Genomic DNA, 16661 nt, shown 5'->3' with positions numbered 1-16661 from the left:
ATATTTGCGTCTTCGAGGCGTCTCGGCAGTTCTCTACGACGCCGAAAGCCGAGTTACAAGGAAGTCTTATGGTCAAGGTCATCGCCTCTTCGGTCCGCAAGGGCAACGTTCTCGACGTCGACGGCAAGCTTTACGTCGTTCTCACCGCTCAGAACTTTCATCCGGGCAAGGGTACGCCGGTCACCCAGGTCGACATGCGCCGCATCGTTGACGGCGTGAAGGTTTCCGAGCGTTGGCGCACCACCGAACAGGTCGAGCGCGCCTTCGTTGAGGACGTGTCCTTCCAATATCTCTATCAAGACGGCGAAGGCTTCCACTTCATGAACCCGAGCAACTACGATCAGGTCGTGGTCGATGTCGACACCATGGGCGACCAGAAGGTCTATCTGCAGGAAGGCATGTCCTGCATCCTCTCGATCTATGAAGGCCTTCCGCTGGCACTCGAGCTGCCGCGCCACGTCACGCTTGAGATCACCGAGACGGAACCGGTCGTCAAGGGCCAGACGGCATCGTCCTCCTACAAGCCGGCCATCCTGTCGAACGGCGTGCGCGCCATGGTGCCGCCGCACATCAATGCCGGCACCCGCGTCGTCATCGCAACGGAAGACAATTCCTACGTCGAACGCGCCAAGGACTGATCCCTGGTTCATTCCATGCAAAAGGCCGGTTCCAACCGGCCTTTTTTGTGTCCGCCGCCAACATTGCTGATTAAAGCATGTCGCGCAAAAGTGTTCAGCGGTTTTGCGGCAACGATATGCGCAAAAACAATGAGCTAAAGCGCGAGGAGCGATCTGAAAGATCGCGCCGCGCTTTAGAGATGCGGGTTGCGCGGCCGGTACTTCCGCACAAGCTTCTGGTTGATCTCGGCTGCACCCGGCATGTTGGCGCTGAGATAAACCGGTGCATCGCCGCATTTCGAAAGCTCCGAGGCGACCTCGGCGAAGATCGCATTGATGACCGTCACCCCGACCGCCGTCGAGACCGGCCCAACCCGAAGCCCCGTGCCTTCGAGATCGAGAACGGCGTCACCCGGTGGCAGCCCGTTGTCGAGCACCACATCGGCCGCATCGGCGAGCCGCCGGCGGCCATTGGCGATCGCCGAGGAATAGGCGATCGACGTGATGGCAATCACCTTTGCGCCGATTTCCCGCGCGTAGTCGGCGGCTTCGATCGGCGCAGCGTTGACGCCCGAATTGGAGGCGATGATGATGACGTCGCCCGGCTGCATGCCGTAACGCTCCAACATCGGCCGGACCAGGCCCTGCGTGCGTTCATAGACTGAACTGATTACCGCACCCTCATGCAGCATCGCCGAGCCGACGAGCACCGGCACGGTGAAGGCGAGCCCGCCGGCACGATAGTGCACCTCTTCCGCCAGCATATGCGAATGGCCGGTGCCGAAGACGTAGACGCGCTTGTCGCCACGAGCGGCATCGAGAATGACGGCCGCTGCCTGCGCCATCGGCTCGGCAAGCGTTTGCTTCAATTCTTCCAGCCGGCCAATCAAGTTGGAGAAATAGGCATTGGTGATGTCAGTCATCCCACGTCTCCTTGAGTCATGCCGCTTCGCCGCTGAGCCAGGTGGCGGTGACGGAGAGCGCATCGGTGAGATGCACGAGATCGGCGCGCGCGCCTGGTGCGAGATGGCCGCGATCGCCCAGTTTGAGGAAGCGGGCGGGATAAAGCGTTGCCATGCGCAAAGCCTCGGCCAGCGTCAGATCGAGATAGGTGACGCCGTAGCGGATCGTCGAGATCATGTCGACGTCGGAACCGGCCAGCGTGCCGTCGGACAGTACCAGCTTCGAGCAGAAACCGCCCCGTTCGCGCCGGACGGCGCGCCCGTTCAGCGTGAACGAATCCTTCTCCGACCCGACGAGCGACATCGCATCGGTGACGAAGAACAGTTTGCCTTCGCCGCGTTTGGCGCGCAGCGCCGTGCGCAAAGCCTTCGGATCGACATGGTGACCGTCGGCAATGATGCCGCACCAAGTCGAGGGATGATCGATCGCCGCGCCGACAAGGCCGGGGGTGCGGTGCCCGAGCTGGCTCATGGCGTTGAAAAGATGCGTGACGCCGCGCGCTCCGGCATCGAAACGTTCTTCCGCTGCCTCGCTCGAACAATCGGAATGGCCGATGCTGACGCTGACGCCGGCTTCGGCAAGCGTGCGCACCTGGGCAACCGTCACCTGCTCGGCAGCCATGGTGACGAGTAGCGTACCGATTGCCTCGCGTGCCCGGATGAAGGCTTTGACGTCGCGGTCCTCGACCGGCCGCATCAGTTCGGCCAAATGCGCACCCTTGCGCGCAGGCGCCAGATGCGGGCCTTCCAGATGCAGGCCCGCGACGCCACGGTTTGCCTTCACCGCCTCCTTGGCAGCCTCGATTGCGGCAATGGATGCCTCGGATGTATCGGTGATCAGTGTCGGCAAGAGCGATGTCGTGCCATAGGGCCGGTGTCCAGCAGCGATGATCTCCATCGAGATGGCTGATGGATCGTCGTTCAGCATCCGCCCGGCGCCGCCATTGACCTGCGCATCGATGAAGCCGGCCGACAGCACGCCGCCGGCAAGTGTTACCGTCTCGCTGTCCGGCAGATCGTTTCCAGCAGCGATCGCTTCGACACGGCCGTCGGCAACGATCAGTGCTTTCTCGTCATGGAAGCGCTCGCCGTCGAAGATGCGAGCGCCGATGAAGATCTTGCGGACCATCAGACCGTCTCCGTCACCTTGAGCAGGTTCGCCGGCTTGTCGGGATCGAAGCCCTTGCGGCGCGTCACCGACTCGATCAGCCGGTAATAGACGAGCAGCGACACCAGCGGATCGATAAGGCCATTGCCCGTCGTCGACACGCGCAAATTGACGCCGGAAAGCGGCTGCGTGGAGAAACCGACAGTGGTGGCGCCGAGCTTTTGCAGGCGCTCCAGCGCCTGGACGTTGTTGACGAAGGCCGCATCGTCCGGCGCAAAGGCGACGATCGGAAAGCCCGGTTGCACCAGGCGCATCGGGCCGTGCATCAGTTCCGCCAACGAGAAGGCCTCGGCATGCAGGCCGGAGGTTTCCTTGGCCTTCAACGCCGCTTCGAGCGCGATTGCGAAGGCCGGGCCGCGGCCTGCTGTATAGAGCGAGGTCGCATTGAAAAGCACCTCCTCGGCTACCGCCGTGTCGATCCCGGCGGTTGCTGAAAGCGCCTCCGGCAGTTTGCCAAGCGCAGCCTGCAGGTCGGACGCACCGCCGACCGCAGCCGTCACGCCGGCAAGGGCGGCGACGGAGGCGATAAAGGATTTGGTCGCCGCAACGCTCTTTTCCGCGCCGGCATTGAGCCCGAGAACAATATCGGCTTGCTTCGCAAGCGGACTGTCGGTGACGTTGACAACGGCAATCGTCGTCGCTCCGCCCCTTTTGGCCGCATCCTGCAATGCGACGATATCGGGGCTGGCACCCGACTGCGAGACGGTGAAATGCACACCCCCCTTGAGATGCAGCGCGGCACCATAGACCGAAGCGATCGACGGGCCGACCGAGGCGACCGGGACGCCGCAGGTGATCTCGAAAAGGTATTTGAAGAAGGTGGCGGCATGGTCCGAGGAGCCACGCGCCGCCGTCGTCACCACGCTCGGGCGGGCGGACGAAAATAGCCGGGCGATCTCGGCAAGGGCCGGCTTTTCCTTCTCAAGAAGCGTGGCCACCACCTCGGGGGATTGGCCGGCTTCCTGCAGCATCAGCGACTGATTCTCACTCATAGGTCATCTCCGATTCTCAATTCGGCAACGAAATCATAGGCATCGCCGCGATAATGCGAGCGGGTGTATTCCACGACGCGCTGGTCTTCCAGGCGCGAAACGCGTTCGATCAGAAGCGCTGGCGCGCCTGATTTGACATTCAGGATCGCAGCGGAGGACGGATCGAGCGTCACCGCCGTTAGCCGCTGCAGCGCCCGCACCGGCTTGTGACCGTTGGCCGCCAGCGCATCATAGAGCGATCCCTCGCCGCCGGGATCGCCGCCTAAGAATTTGATCGGCACCACGGCGCGTTCGATCGCCAGCGGCAGTCCGTCGGCGAGACGCAGCCGGTCAAGCCTCAGTACCGGCTCGTCGCCACCAAGGCCGAGCAGAAAGGATTCCTCCGGCGACGGCGTATTGACGGCCCGCGACAAGATCCGCGCGGCTGGCAGACGCCCACGCGAACGCATGTCGGCTGAGAAGGAGGAAAGCCGCCAGAGCGACTGTTCCATGCGCTCCACTCTGCTCGATACGAAGGTACCGCTTCCATGGCGCGATTCCAGGGCGCCCGATGTCATCAGATCGCGATAGGCGGTGCGCACGGTGACACGGCCGAGCTTCAAGGCCTCGGCAAGGTCGCGCTCTCCCGGCAGCGCCGTGCCAGGCTTCAGCAGGCCCTCCTGAATAAGACCGGTCAGCGCCTGCGCCAGCCGCTTGTAGAGCGGGCCGGTCAACGCCTCGTCACGCAGGCCGCGGTTGTTCAGCTCCGCTATCAGACTGGTTCTATCCATGTGAACACAATAGAACCTATTTAGAACCAATCCACAAGCAGCAATCGCGCACGGCCAAGAAAAAACCTCCCCGGGGACCGGAGAGGTTCATAGCGATAAGATTTGAAAGCCGTGCGTTCACAGCGCCGTGCGTCTAAAAAAGGCGTCAGCTCTTAGTGAAGATATAGTCCGTCTCCTGGCGCAGCACTTCGCCGGGGCGCAGCACCGCATTCGGGAAACCCTTGTGATTGATGGCATCCGGCCAGACCTGCGTCTCTAGGCAGAAGCCGGCAAACGGGCCGTACTTGCGCCCGCCGATGCCGGGAGCGCCGGTATCGAGCTTGAAACCGGCATAGAACTGTACGCCCGGCTCGGTGCTGCGCACCTCAAGCGACACACCGGAATACAGGCTGCGGGCAAGCGCGACGCTGCGCTTGGCGGTGCGTTCGCCCGACAAACAGAAATTATGGTCGTACAAAGCCTGTTCGCTGCCGACGAAACGCTTCATCGGCGCCATCTCGCGGAAATCGAACTCCGTGCCCTCGACGGAACGGATCTCGCCGGTCGGGACCTGTTTCCCGTCGGTCGGCAGGTAGTGATCGGCCGCGATCATGATGTCGTGGCCAAGCGCATCCTCGCGGCCGTCGAGATTGAAATAAGCGTGCTGGCAGACATTGGCGAGCGTTGGCTGATCACAGGTCGATTCATAGGTCACCGACAGTTCGCCGTTACCGTGCACCCGAAAGGTTGCCTGGATGGTGCAATTGCCGGGATAGCCGGCGCGGCCATCGGGATCGACGATCTTCAGCACCACGCGGTCGACATCGTGCTCGACGACTGTCCAGATGCGTTTGGCGACATTGTCGCTGCCGCCATGCAGATGGGTGACGCCATTTTCGTTCAACTCGAGCTGGTAGTCCTTGCCGTCGAGTTTGAAGGCGCCGCCACCGACACGGTTGGCGCAGCGGCCCGGTGTCGCGCCGAAATAGGCCGAATAAAGCGGGTAGCTGTCGAAATCGTCGAAACCGAGCTGCAGTGGCGCCTCATGTCCCTGAAGGCGCAGATCCTGGATGACCGCGCCCCAGGTGATGATCTTGGCTGTCAGCCCGCCGCCCTTGATCTCGACGCGATAGACGGTCTCGCCTGCCGTCGTCTGCCCGAAAACTTCCCGCTCCAATTTATCCGACATCATCGACCGTCCATTCTAATTCAAAGTTTTACAGCGTTGCACGTCAGATAGAGACCCGCAACGCTGTAGGTTTCAGGTGCGGAACCTGCCCGCATTTGCTCCAAACCGCAACCGGTCGGATTAGAAGAAGCACCACAGTAGCGATGCGGGGGCCTCGGTCGAGGCGCGGTGCTTTAGAGGTCCGTGCCGATCTCCTCCACATCGAAGGGCGTCGTCTGGTAGATCTCATTGATCCAGTTGCCAAACAGGAGATGCGCGTGGCTGCGCCAGCGGTTCTGCGGCGTCAGCGCCGAATCGTTATGCGGGAAGTAGTTGTGCGGCATCTTGATCGGCACGCCGGCATTGACGTCGCGGAAATACTCGTCGGAAAGCGAGGTGGAATCATATTCGACATGGTTGAACATGTAGAGCCGCCTTCCCCTCTTCTCGTGCACGAGGCAGACACCCATCTCGCTTGATTCCATCAAGATCTCCAGGCTTTCGGATGTCTCGATATCGGCGCGGCGCACTTCGGTCCAGCGCGATACCGGCACCTCGAAATTGTCGGAAAAGCCGTTGAGATAGATGGAGGACGGTTTCAGGTTCCGGTGGCGGTAGATGCCGAAGGCCTTCTCTTTCAGCTCGTATTTCGGAACGCCGTGGAAATGATAGATCGCCGCCATCGCGCCCCAGCAGACGTTCATCGTCGAATGCACGTTCGTTTCCGTCCAGTCGAGAATCTGCTGCATCTCCGGCCAATAGGTAACGTCCTCATAGGGCAAAAGCTCAATCGGCGCCCCGGTGATGATGAAGCCGTCGAATTTGCGGTGCTTGACCTCCTCCCAGGTCTGGTAGAAGGCGAGCAGATGATCTTCGGACGTGTTCTTCGCTTTGTGGCCGCCGATGCGGATCAGCGACAGCTCGACCTGCAGTGGCGAGGCGCCGACGAGCCGGGCCATCTGCAGTTCGGTCTTAATCTTGTTCGGCATAAGATTGAGCAGCCCGATCTGCAGCGGTCGGATATCCTGACGGATCGCCAACGTCTCGGTCATCACCCGCACACCCTCTTGAACCAGGGTTTCGAAGGCGGGCAGCGTATCGGGGATCTTGATGGGCATTGCGGTCACTCGATCAAAAAACAAAAAACCGGCGGCGAAAAAAATCGCTACCGGTCCGCACGCGGCCCTTTAGCGACTTTTTTAACGTGGCTGCAAGCCGGCCGGCCAAATCACCACGGAGCTTAATTAGCCCCAGTCGGACCGCGAATCAACTGCCGAATGCACGCAGGAGCGATCCATGCAAGCATCATCACAGTTTAATGACTGATAGAATCTGTTGATAGACCGGTAACGCCACCATGTTAATAATGGTAAGCATGGGCGATGTTGGAAAAGCGTAATGGCAGATAAGATCGAGGGGAGGCCGGGCATCCGAAGGCAGGATAGGGTAGGGTATGATCTCAGCCTGACGAATCGCCTCGGGGTGATGTTCTCCGCATTCTGGAATTCGGAAGTGCGTGGCAAGGTGCTGTTTCTGGCGACCGTGCTGATCCTCGTCATCCTGGCGACGTCCTACGGCCAGGTCATCCTTAATCAATGGAATGCTCCCTTCTACGACTCGCTGGAACGCCGCGACCTCGGTGAATTCTTCCACCAACTCGAAATTTTCGCCATGATCGCCGGCGCGCTGCTGCTGCTCAACGTGCTGCAGGCATGGCTGAATCAGATGACCGCGCTCTATATGCGCGAGGGCCTGTCGCGCGACCTCGTCGATCAGTGGCTGAAGCGCAAGCGGGCGCTGCGGCTTGCTTCCAGCGGCTTGATCGGCGTCAATCCGGACCAGCGCCTGCACGAGGATTCCCGCAACCTCGCCGAAAGCACGACAGGGCTCGTTCTCGGCCTGCTGCAGTCGACCATTCTTCTGGTGAGCTTCATCGGCGTGCTCTGGGAGCTTTCCAGCGGCTTCATCTTCCACATCAGCGGCCACAGCTTCTCCATTCCCGGCTACATGGTCTGGGCGGCGATCTTCTACGCCGCTTCCGCCTCGGTGCTGAGCCAGGTCGTCGGCCGCAAACTGGTCAAGCTGAATGCCGACCGCTTTTCGAAGGAGGCCGAGCTTCGCTTCACGCTGATGCACGCCAACGAGAACATGCCGGCAATCACCGTCGCCCGCGGCGAGGAAAATGAACGCCGACGCATCAACACCGACATCAGCTCGGTACTGACGGTCGTCAAGCGGCTCGCCATGGCCAATACCAACCTCACCTGGGTTTCGGCCGGCTACGGCTGGCTGGTGATCGTCATCCCGATCATCGTCGCCGCCCCCGCCTATTTCTCCGGCGGCCTCACCCTCGGCCAGCTGATGATGTCGGTCGGCGCCTTCAATCAGGTCAACACGGCGCTGCGCTGGTATGTCGCCAATTTTGGCCCGATCGCCGAATGGCGCGCGACACTGATGCGCGTCACCGATTTCCGCCAGGCGCTGCTCGACATGGAAGAGGAATTCGCCCAGAAGGACGGCATCGCCTATGAAAACACCGCGCCCGACACGCTGACGCTGAAGGATGTGGTGATCGTTGCCAAGATCGGTGAAGAGATCGACGAATGCGGCGGTTTCCGCCTGCGTGAAACCGATGTCGTGATCAAATCAGGCGAAAAAATCATGATCAACGGCGATCACAGCGTCAACCGCAAGCTGCTCTTCCAGGCGATGGCCGGCCTCTGGCCGTGCGGCAGCGGCACGATGGGCCTGCCGCCGATCGACGACATGCTGTTCGTTCCGCAGATCGCTTATGTTCCCGGCGGCACGCTGGGCGAGGCGCTGGCCTTTCCCGCAAGTCCTGATGCCTACGAGCGAGCCGCTGTCGAGACGGCCCTCGACAGAGCCGGCCTGCATTCGCTGATCGCAAGGCTCGATACCCGCGCCCGTTGGGACAAGCTGCTCGACAGCGACGAACAGAAGGCGATCGGCTTTGCCCGCCTGCTGCTCGTGCGCCCGCGCTGGATCATCTTCGACGAAGTGTTGGAAGGCATGGAGCCGGAATGGCAGGAAATGATGGCCAAACTGCTGACCTCCATGCCGGAAAGCGGCATGATTTATATCGGCCGCTCCGAGGCCTATCTCGAGGCGTTGAAGCCGCGCGTGCTACATCTGCAGGCGCTGCCGGCAAGATCTGAGGAACCGCAGCAGCAACAGCACGTCGCCCCGACCGGCACCAGTACCGGCGCTGCCGCCATGCCCGCGCCGGCGCTGTAGAGCGCCGCGCGGCCGATAGACACTATATCACTTTGAATTCCACGCTGGTCACATCGGCGGCGTGATACCATTCAGGCCGACGGCCACCTGGCTGGCCGAGATGCTGCCATCCGCCGCCTTCTCGCCGGTGACGATGACGCCGGCGCCGGCCTTCAGATCGTCCTTGGTCGCCGGCGCCAAGGTCACGATCGGCGTGCTGTCGGCAATCGTGATGGTCTTTTCCTTGCCTTGATAGGTCAGCGTGATCGTGTGGCCGTCGACGGATTTGACGGCATTGCTGACGGTGGCATTGGTCATCTGGCTGTTCGGCTGCGCATCCCAGGGGCGGTTGCCCTCGCCGGTCCCCTTCATCGACGCCGGAAAGATCAAGACCTCGATCGCCCCATCCGGGCCGGTGCCCTTCGGCAGCGAGGCGACGCCGACGAAATCGCCGGGCTTGATATCCTCGACCGAGGCTTTTTTGATACCGCCGACTTTCCAGCCGGCTTTCAGCGCGATCGTTGCATCGCTGCCTTCGCGCGTCTTGACGACGAGACTATCGCCGCTGAGACTTTCGATGGCGCCGCGAACGCGAACGCGGTTGCCATCCTGCGCCTGTGCGGCCTGCGATAGCGCAAACGCAACAAGGGCGCCGGCGGCAAATGCCGTGAAAATTCTGGAATAGGGGTTAAGAGACATGTGACTTTCCTTGTCGCCATTGCGCTCGGCAATATCCTTGCAGCGCCGCGCATCTTTCCAGACGCGCAATGGGCGCTGTAACACTTTGATTTGCTGCATAATTTGGCTTTAGATCGATTCCGATCTAAGAAATTATACGCTACCTGCCGGACAGCACCTTATGCCGCGCGGCGATACACTGGCCAATCAAGGAAAGGTGAGCCGGTGAGGTTGTGGAAGCCTCAGCCTTCCAGCTCTTCACGCAGCATTTCAAGCTCCAGCCACTCCTCCTCCATTTTCATGAGGCTGGCGCGCAGTTTCTCCATCTCGCTAGCAAGCCGGTTGAAAGCGGCAGGATCGCGCGTGAAAAGATTGGGATCGGTCATCACCTGTTCGCGCTTGGCGATCTCGGCTTCGGCTTTCGCCATGTCCCTCGGCAGGTTTTCCAGCGCGAATTTCTGCTTGAAGGAAAGCTTGCCCCTGGCGCTTCCAGCAGAAGACGCTGCCTCTTGGGTCTTCGGCCTCTCCGCCGCCTTCTCAGCCCGCTTGCGCTCCTCGATCACGCCCTTGCGCTGCGCAAGCATGTCCGAGTAACCGCCGGCATATTCGATCCAGCGGCCGTCAGGTGCGTCCGGTACGGCGGGTGCGATCGTCGAGGTCACTGTGCGGTCGAGGAAATCGCGGTCATGGCTGACGAGAATGACGGTGCCGGGAAAGCCGGCGACGATTTCCTGCAGCAGGTCGAGCGTCTCGATATCGAGATCGTTGGTCGGTTCGTCGAGGATCAACAGGTTGGTAGGGCGCGACAGAATACGCGCCAGCATCAACCGGGCGCGCTCGCCGCCGGAGAGGCTTCTGATCGGCGTTCGCGCCTGTTCCGGTTGGAACAGGAACTCCTTCATGTAGCCGGTAACATGACGCTGTTCGCCGTTGACGAGCAGGTTTTCGCCGCGCCCGTCCGTCAGGTAGTTGGCGAGCGTATCGTCGGGATCGAGGTCCTCGCGTTTCTGGTCGAGTGTGGCGATCTCCAGATTTGTGCCGAGCTTTATCGTGCCGCTATCCGGGGAAAGCTCACCGGTCAACATCTTCAAGAGCGTCGTTTTGCCGGCGCCGTTCGGCCCAACCAGACCGATGCAATCGCCGCGATGCACGCGGATCGAGAAGGGCGTGACGATTGCCCGGTCGCCGAAGCTCTTGGTGATCTTGTGAGCTTCGATCACCAGCTTGCCGGATTCCTGCGCGTCCGAAGCCGTCGCCTGCACTGAGCCCTGCGGTCCCTTATGGCCGCGATAATTCGAGCGCATCGTCTGCAGCTCGCCGAGGCGGCGCATGTTGCGCTTGCGCCGCGCCGTGACGCCATAACGCAGCCAGTGCTCCTCGCGCTCGATCGCTTTGCCGAGCTTATGCTGCTCCAGCTCTTCGGCCTCCAGCACTTGGTCGCGCCAGGCCTCGAAATGCGAAAATCCCCTGTCGAGCCGGCGCGAAGTGCCGCGGTCGAGCCAGACGGTTGCCGTCGAGACCTTTTCGAGAAAACGACGGTCGTGCGAGATCAGCACCAGGGCGCTGCGCGTCTTCTGCAGCTCGCTCTCCAGCCATTCGATTGTGGGAAGGTCGAGATGGTTGGTCGGCTCGTCGAGCAGGAGAATGTCGGGCTCCGGCGCCAGCACGCGGGCAAGGGCGGCCCGGCGCGATTCGCCGCCGGACAGCATGCGCGGATCTTCCTCGCCGGTCAGCCCGAGATGAGACAGCAGATAGGTGACACGATAAGGGTCATCGCCCGGCCCGAGACCGGCTTCGGCATAGGCCTGGACGGTGTTGAAGCCGGCAAAATCCGGCGCCTGTTCGAGATAACGCACCGTCGAGGACGGATGACGGAAGACCTCGCCGGACTGCGCCTCGACCAGGCCGGCGGCGATCTTCAGCAGCGTCGATTTTCCCGAGCCGTTGCGCCCGACGAGACAGATTTTGTCACCGGGCTCGATCTGCAGACTAGCACCGGCCAGCAGCGGTGCGCCGCCGAAGCTCAGGAAGATATCGTCGAGTTTCAGAATGGGAGGGGCCAAAAATCAGACTCCGGAAAGATCATAGGGCCTGGCGAGCACAATCGCCCGGCCGCTGCGGAGCGAAAAGCGAACAGTGCTTTCCGCAACATTGGAAATGGTGCGCGACGAGCCGAAAGGCAGATGGAAATCGGCCAGTGGATAACGCGCATTCTCGATGGAAAGCCCGGTCAGCTCGCTGAGCCCGAGCACGGAAAACAGGCTGTCCTTGGGAAGATCCAGCTCGATCGTCCCGGCAAGCAGCGGCACAGCCTCTTCCTTGCCCGAGGTCAGCAGCACGTCGAAACCCTCCTCCGCCAGACTGACGGCCGACAGCAGATGCTGCAGCGCGTGGTCCGAGCGTTCGCCGCCAAGCGCGCCGGCGAGAATCAGCCGCCGCGCACCCCGCGCGATCGCTTCCGACACGGCGATTTCGCCGTCCGTCGCCGCTTTTGCCGCGGGATAGGGCTGTTTCGGCACATGGGGAAAGGCACCCTCGAGATCATCGGGCGTCGAATCGAAATCGCCGACCCAGAGCTCCGGCTCGATGCCGAGTGCCACCGCATGCCGCATGCCGCCGTCGGCCGCGATGGAACGACTGCCGCCGACGGCCTGGCGCAAGCGCTCCGTCAGGCTGAGTTCGCCGCCGAGGAGAATGGTAAAGGTGGATGGGCTCATGGGCATTGCCCTTAGCGCAAACCGGGGGTCGAGGGGAAGAGGCGGCGGCGGATCGGCGCCATTTGCCTTCGAGCGCCGCCAAAACAGGATGATTTTAGGCCGCTCGGCCTAAAATCTGAATCCTGTTCTAAATTGAAGAGTTAGAGCATGATGTCGCCCGAAAACCGCACACACTTTTCGGCATTATGCTCTAGCCCGGCGTATCCTTGTCGCGCGACTGGAAGACCGCCTCGTAACCGCCGATGAAACGCTCGAACAGCATTGCGAAACGATCGACATCCTCCTCAGGCCAGTCGGAGACGATCTCCGAGATGATCGCCAATTTCTGCGCGACGATCTCGGCAAGCAGATTCTGGCCGACTTCGGTCATGACAACGACAATCCGTCGCGCATCGGCCTGCGAAGCCTCGCGGCGCAGCACGTTACGCCCGACCATGTCGGCCACCACCCGGCTTGCCCGAGACGGATCGATGCGCAGCATCTCCGCAATCATCCCAACGGTGACCTCGCCGGCAGGCTGCGCCCTCCGCACCGCATCGAGCACGTCGAGATGCGAAAGTTCAAGGCCCGGTGCAGCACTCTGGATCGCCAGCCGGCCGATCAATCGCCGCCCGGTCATCAACCGCATGCGCCCCATGCTCCGGCCGATGCGGGGCACGTTTTCCTCAGCCGGCCCTGGCTCCGTGGAAGTGGTCTTGGTCAGCACTTCGTTCATGACGGGACCATAGCAGAGCCGTTTGGGAATTTGAATATGCCGATGTCATTAATGTGCCATTGACAAATATATGCTGTTAGCACATAAAAACTTGCCCAACCCGGAATGATACTCCCATGGATATGCAATTCGCGCCTGCGCCGCTCGTGACGGATCCTCGTCGCCGGCTCATCCTCTTCTTCTTCCTGATGACAGCCATGTTCATGGCGACGCTGGACAATCAGATCGTTTCCACAGCGCTGCCGACGATCGTCGGCGAGTTCGGCCATCTCGAGCGTTTCGGCTGGATCGGCTCGGCCTATCTGCTGTCGCTAAGCGCCGTCATGCCGGTTTATGGCAAGCTTGGCGATCTCTTCGGCCGCAAATATGTGATGATGACGGCGATTATGATCTTCACCGTCGGCTCGGCGGTCTGCGGCCTAGCGGTTTCGATGAACACGCTGATCGCCGCCCGCGTGCTGCAGGGTCTCGGCGGCGGCGGCATCATGGTATCGATCTTCGCCGTCAATGCCGATCTGTTCGAGCCGCGCGAGCGGGCCCGCTATCAGAGCTATTCCAGCCTGGTGTTGATGGCGTCAGGTGCGATCGGGCCGGTCCTTGGCGGCACGATGAGCGACCTTTTCGGCTGGCGCTCGATTTTCCTCGTCAACGTACCGATCGGCTTCATCGCACTTATCGGCCTTGCCGTGATGCTGCCCTATCGCAAACCGCATCGCCGGCCCAAGATCGATTATGCCGGTGCGCTGCTTCTCGCCCTGACGACGACTAGCATCGTGCTTGCCACCGACAGCAGCGAACTCTTCGGCGCATTGGTCTCGCCACAGAGCATCGGCATCGTCGCCTTCGGTATCGTTTGCGCTATCACCTGGGTGTTCGTCGAGCGCCGCGCGCCGGAACCGATCGTTCCCCTTCAGCTCTTTCGCAATTCGACCTTTAGCCTGCTCCTGGTGATGTCGATCATGGGCGGCGCCATCGCTATCGGCATGGTCAACTATCTCGCCCTCTTCCTGCAGACCACCACCGGCCTTTCGCCCTCTGCCGCCGGCGCGCTCTTCATCCTTCTGACCGGCGGCCTCGTCTGCGGATCGCTGTCCGCAGGCCGCATCATCTCAAAGACTGGGCGTTACAAGCCCTTCGCCATCGCAAGCCTCACTTGCAGCGCCATCGCCTTCGCGCTGATGTCACAGATCCATGCGGGGACGCCGATCGCCTTCATCGGGGCGATTATGATGCTGCATGGCATCGGCATTGGCCTTGCCCAGCAGGTTCCCATCATCGGCGTACAGAATGCGGCGCCGGCCCGGGACGTCGGCGCCGCCACCGGCTCGGTGACGCTGTCGCGCATGGGAGGCGCGTCGATCGCCATTTCCATCTATGGCGCCATCATCGCCTCTCAACTCGACAAGGTCGGCGTCTCAATTCCCGGTGTTGCCGATATCAAGCAGCTGACGCCGAAGATGATGGCCTCCCTTCCCGAAGCAAGCCGCCAGGCTGTCGCCGATGTCTATGCCGGCGCCTTCTCGCCGCTCTTCATGACCTCCTGCGCTATTGCCCTGATCGGCCTGGTGGCCGCCATCATGCTGAAGCCTGTACAGCTGCCTCGCGCCGGCGAGGCGAAGATGCCGCAACCGGCGACAGCGGATGCGGCGGAGTAACCGAATCGAACCCGCGGAATACGTCATCAGGAGGGCTTCTTTCCGCGATGACATTATCCGCGGTTGCAATTTTCTCGCATGGCTGCCGCTATCGGCTCGGTTGCTTCAATCAGGCCGTTCTTTTTCTGCGCCGCCGACGAATCTCCGCGTTGTGACGGAACTTTCGCCATAATTTCATCCGAGCGAAGGGAAGGCCTTTCGTCCGAGGCTTGCTAAAATGCAACGGCGCCACATTTAAACAGAGTCTCGCTATGCAACCGATGCGTAAATCAGCTACAGCAAGGACTTGTATCGGCCGATTGTGCAGCGCGAGATCAGGGGTGCGCACCTGTTGAATTCCCCTTGCCACGGTCGGTGCCAATCTGCGGCAAACCGGCAAGACAGCGACATGATGCGGAGAACCAGACTGGATAGCTTGACGACGTGGAAATCGCCCGCGCTTTCCAGTGATGCCATTTCCGCGCCGCGGCGTTTCGCGCGTCGTCTGATGCTGCTTTCGGCCGTGGCAATGGCGCTGAATGGCTGTCAGACGCTGATCGACCAATCCTATCAGCCGAGCGTTTCGCCTTCTTCCAATCCGCAGATCGTCGACGAGGTCCAGAAGAACGACCCGCGTGCGGCGATGGGCGCCCGCGAGCATCCGCGCATCGTCGCCAGCTACGGCGGCGAATACAAGGACGCCAAGACGGAGCGCCTCGTCGCCCGCATCGCCGGTGCGCTGACGGCGGTATCGGAAAACCCGAGCCAGTCTTACCGCATTACCATCCTGAATTCGCCGGCGATCAACGCGTTTGCGCTGCCGGGCGGTTATCTCTACGTCACCCGCGGCCTGCTCGCCCTTGCCAACGACGCCTCGGAAGTCGCCGCCGTGCTGTCGCACGAGATGGGCCATGTGACGGCGAACCACGGCATTGAGCGGCAGAAGCGTGAGGAGGCTGAGGTCATCGCCAGCCGCGTCGTCGCCGAGGTCCTCTCCAGCGATATCGCCGGCAAGCAGGCGCTGGCCCGCGGCAAGCTGCGCCTCGCCGCCTTCTCACGCCAGCAGGAACTGCAGGCCGATGTCATCGGCGTGCGCATGCTTGGCGAAGCCGGCTACGACCCCTATTCCGCCGCCCGTTTCCTCGATTCCATGGCGGCTTACAGTCGCTTCATGTCGGTGGATCCCGAAGCCGACCAGAGCCTGGACTTCCTGTCGAGCCATCCGAATTCGGCGCAGCGTATCGAGCTTGCCCGCACCCATGCCCGCGCCTTCGGCCAGGAAGGTTCGGTCGGGGATAAGGGACGCGACTATTATCTCGACGGCATAGACGGCCTGCTCTATGGCGACAGCCCGGAGGAAGGCTACGTGCGCGGCCAGACCTTCCTGCATGGCGGCCTCGGCATCCGCTTCGACGTGCCGCCGGATTTCCACATCGACAACAAGGTCGAAGCCGTGATGGCCACCGGCCCGAACGACATCGCCGTCCGCTTCGACGGCGTCGCCGACAATCAGACCCAGAGCCTTACCAACTATATCTCCAGCGGCTGGGTGACCGGCCTCGACCCGTCGACCATCCAGCCGGTCACCATCAACGGAATGGAAGCGGCCACGGCGCGGGCAAGCGCCGACCGTTGGGATTTCGATGTCACCGTGATCCGCAACAATTCGCAGATTTTCCGGTTCCTGACCGCCGTGCCGAAAGGCAGCGACGCCCTTGAGCCAACGGCCAATGTCCTGCGCGCGAGTTTCCGGCGCATGACGCCGGCAGAGGCCGCTTCGCTCAAGCCACTGCGCATCCGCGTCGTCACCGTCCGGCCGGGTGAAAACATCTCGACACTCGCTGCCCGCATGATGGGCACCGACCGCAAACTCGATCTCTTCAAACTCATCAACGCCCTGCCCACGGGCGCAGCCGTTTCACCAGGCGATCGCGTCAAGATCATCGCCGAGTAAAAAATAGCCCGGCTCGCGCCGGGCCAGTCTGTGCTGCTGGAGGGAATAAATTAATGCAAGCCGCCCGGAAGTG

General features: G+C 61.7%; 14 protein-coding genes and 1 riboswitch. Of the genes, 4 read left to right on the top strand and 10 right to left on the bottom strand.

The features are described 5' to 3' along the window. The first annotated feature begins 68 nt into the window (after nucleotides 1–68). Nucleotides 69–638, top strand: a complete 570-nt coding sequence (gene efp / locus RCCGE510_RS18285) for an elongation factor P (protein ID WP_007632365.1) — start codon at nucleotides 69–71, stop codon at nucleotides 636–638. Between the two features lie 173 nt (nucleotides 639–811). Here efp and RCCGE510_RS18280 read toward each other — a convergent pair whose 3' ends face one another. The 6 genes from RCCGE510_RS18280 to metA form a co-directional block, all read right to left on the bottom strand. Further along, the gene (locus RCCGE510_RS18280; protein WP_007632364.1) at nucleotides 812–1540 is read right to left on the bottom strand and encodes an SIS domain-containing protein; all 729 of its coding nucleotides are present in this window, start codon (nucleotides 1538–1540) and stop codon (nucleotides 812–814) included. Nucleotides 1541–1556: 16 nt separating this feature from the next. Next, on the bottom strand, nucleotides 1557–2708 hold the full coding sequence (gene nagA, locus RCCGE510_RS18275; protein WP_007632363.1) for an N-acetylglucosamine-6-phosphate deacetylase: 1152 nt from the start codon (nucleotides 2706–2708) through the stop codon (nucleotides 1557–1559). Further along, entirely contained in the window at nucleotides 2708–3739 is a 1032-nt protein-coding gene (locus RCCGE510_RS18270; RefSeq protein ID WP_007632362.1) for an SIS domain-containing protein, read from the bottom strand. The genes nagA and RCCGE510_RS18270 overlap by 1 nt, the downstream gene beginning before the upstream one ends. Beyond that, the gene (locus RCCGE510_RS18265; RefSeq protein ID WP_007632361.1) at nucleotides 3736–4509 is read right to left on the bottom strand and encodes a GntR family transcriptional regulator; all 774 of its coding nucleotides are present in this window, start codon (nucleotides 4507–4509) and stop codon (nucleotides 3736–3738) included. Before RCCGE510_RS18265 ends, RCCGE510_RS18270 begins: the two co-directional genes overlap by 4 nt. A 145-nt stretch (nucleotides 4510–4654) precedes the next feature. Beyond that, complete coding sequence (locus RCCGE510_RS18260) at nucleotides 4655–5677, bottom strand: aldose epimerase family protein (protein WP_007632360.1); 1023 nt, start codon at nucleotides 5675–5677, stop codon at nucleotides 4655–4657. Between the two features lie 173 nt (nucleotides 5678–5850). After that, entirely contained in the window at nucleotides 5851–6774 is a 924-nt protein-coding gene (gene metA / locus RCCGE510_RS18255; RefSeq protein ID WP_007632359.1) for a homoserine O-succinyltransferase, read from the bottom strand. Between the two features lie 49 nt (nucleotides 6775–6823). Next, a riboswitch (SAM riboswitch) is annotated at nucleotides 6824–6901 on the bottom strand. Nucleotides 6902–7054: 153 nt separating this feature from the next. On the opposite strand from metA, the gene RCCGE510_RS18250 reads away from it, so the two are divergent. Beyond that, nucleotides 7055–8911: an ABC transporter ATP-binding protein/permease gene (locus RCCGE510_RS18250; protein ID WP_037079188.1), complete on the top strand. Its 1857-nt coding sequence runs from the start codon at nucleotides 7055–7057 to the stop codon at nucleotides 8909–8911. A 48-nt stretch (nucleotides 8912–8959) separates the two neighbouring features. Here RCCGE510_RS18250 and RCCGE510_RS18245 read toward each other — a convergent pair whose 3' ends face one another. The 4 genes from RCCGE510_RS18245 to RCCGE510_RS18230 all read right to left on the bottom strand — a co-directional run bounded on the left by RCCGE510_RS18245 (nucleotide 8960) and on the right by RCCGE510_RS18230 (nucleotide 13000). Next, nucleotides 8960–9589 (bottom strand): DUF5666 domain-containing protein, encoded by a 630-nt coding sequence (locus RCCGE510_RS18245; RefSeq protein ID WP_037079186.1) that lies wholly within the window; start codon nucleotides 9587–9589, stop codon nucleotides 8960–8962. Nucleotides 9590–9810: 221 nt separating this feature from the next. Next, nucleotides 9811–11631, bottom strand: a complete 1821-nt coding sequence (locus RCCGE510_RS18240) for an ABC-F family ATP-binding cassette domain-containing protein (RefSeq protein ID WP_007632356.1) — start codon at nucleotides 11629–11631, stop codon at nucleotides 9811–9813. A gap of 3 nt (nucleotides 11632–11634) precedes the next feature. After that, the gene (locus RCCGE510_RS18235) at nucleotides 11635–12291 is read right to left on the bottom strand and encodes a thiamine diphosphokinase (protein WP_192815320.1); all 657 of its coding nucleotides are present in this window, start codon (nucleotides 12289–12291) and stop codon (nucleotides 11635–11637) included. Nucleotides 12292–12475: 184 nt separating this feature from the next. Further along, the gene (locus RCCGE510_RS18230) at nucleotides 12476–13000 is read right to left on the bottom strand and encodes a MarR family winged helix-turn-helix transcriptional regulator (protein ID WP_007632354.1); all 525 of its coding nucleotides are present in this window, start codon (nucleotides 12998–13000) and stop codon (nucleotides 12476–12478) included. A 116-nt stretch (nucleotides 13001–13116) separates the two neighbouring features. Between RCCGE510_RS18230 and RCCGE510_RS18225 the strand changes: the two genes are divergently transcribed. Both RCCGE510_RS18225 and RCCGE510_RS18220 read left to right on the top strand, forming a co-directional pair. Next, a complete protein-coding gene (locus RCCGE510_RS18225) occupies nucleotides 13117–14655 on the top strand; it encodes an MDR family MFS transporter (RefSeq protein ID WP_007632352.1) in 1539 nt (512 codons plus the stop codon). A gap of 388 nt (nucleotides 14656–15043) precedes the next feature. Further along, nucleotides 15044–16588 carry a M48 family metalloprotease gene (locus RCCGE510_RS18220; protein WP_037079183.1) on the top strand — a complete coding sequence of 515 codons (1545 nt, stop codon included), beginning with the start codon at nucleotides 15044–15046 and terminating at the stop codon, nucleotides 16586–16588. Nucleotides 16589–16661: the final 73 nt, after the last annotated feature.

The organism is Rhizobium sp. CCGE 510, from assembly GCF_000292525.1.
GTDB lineage: Bacteria > Pseudomonadota > Alphaproteobacteria > Rhizobiales > Rhizobiaceae > Rhizobium.
Note: the sequence above shows the minus strand (reverse complement) of the source record. Positions and strands in the feature narration are given on the sequence as shown.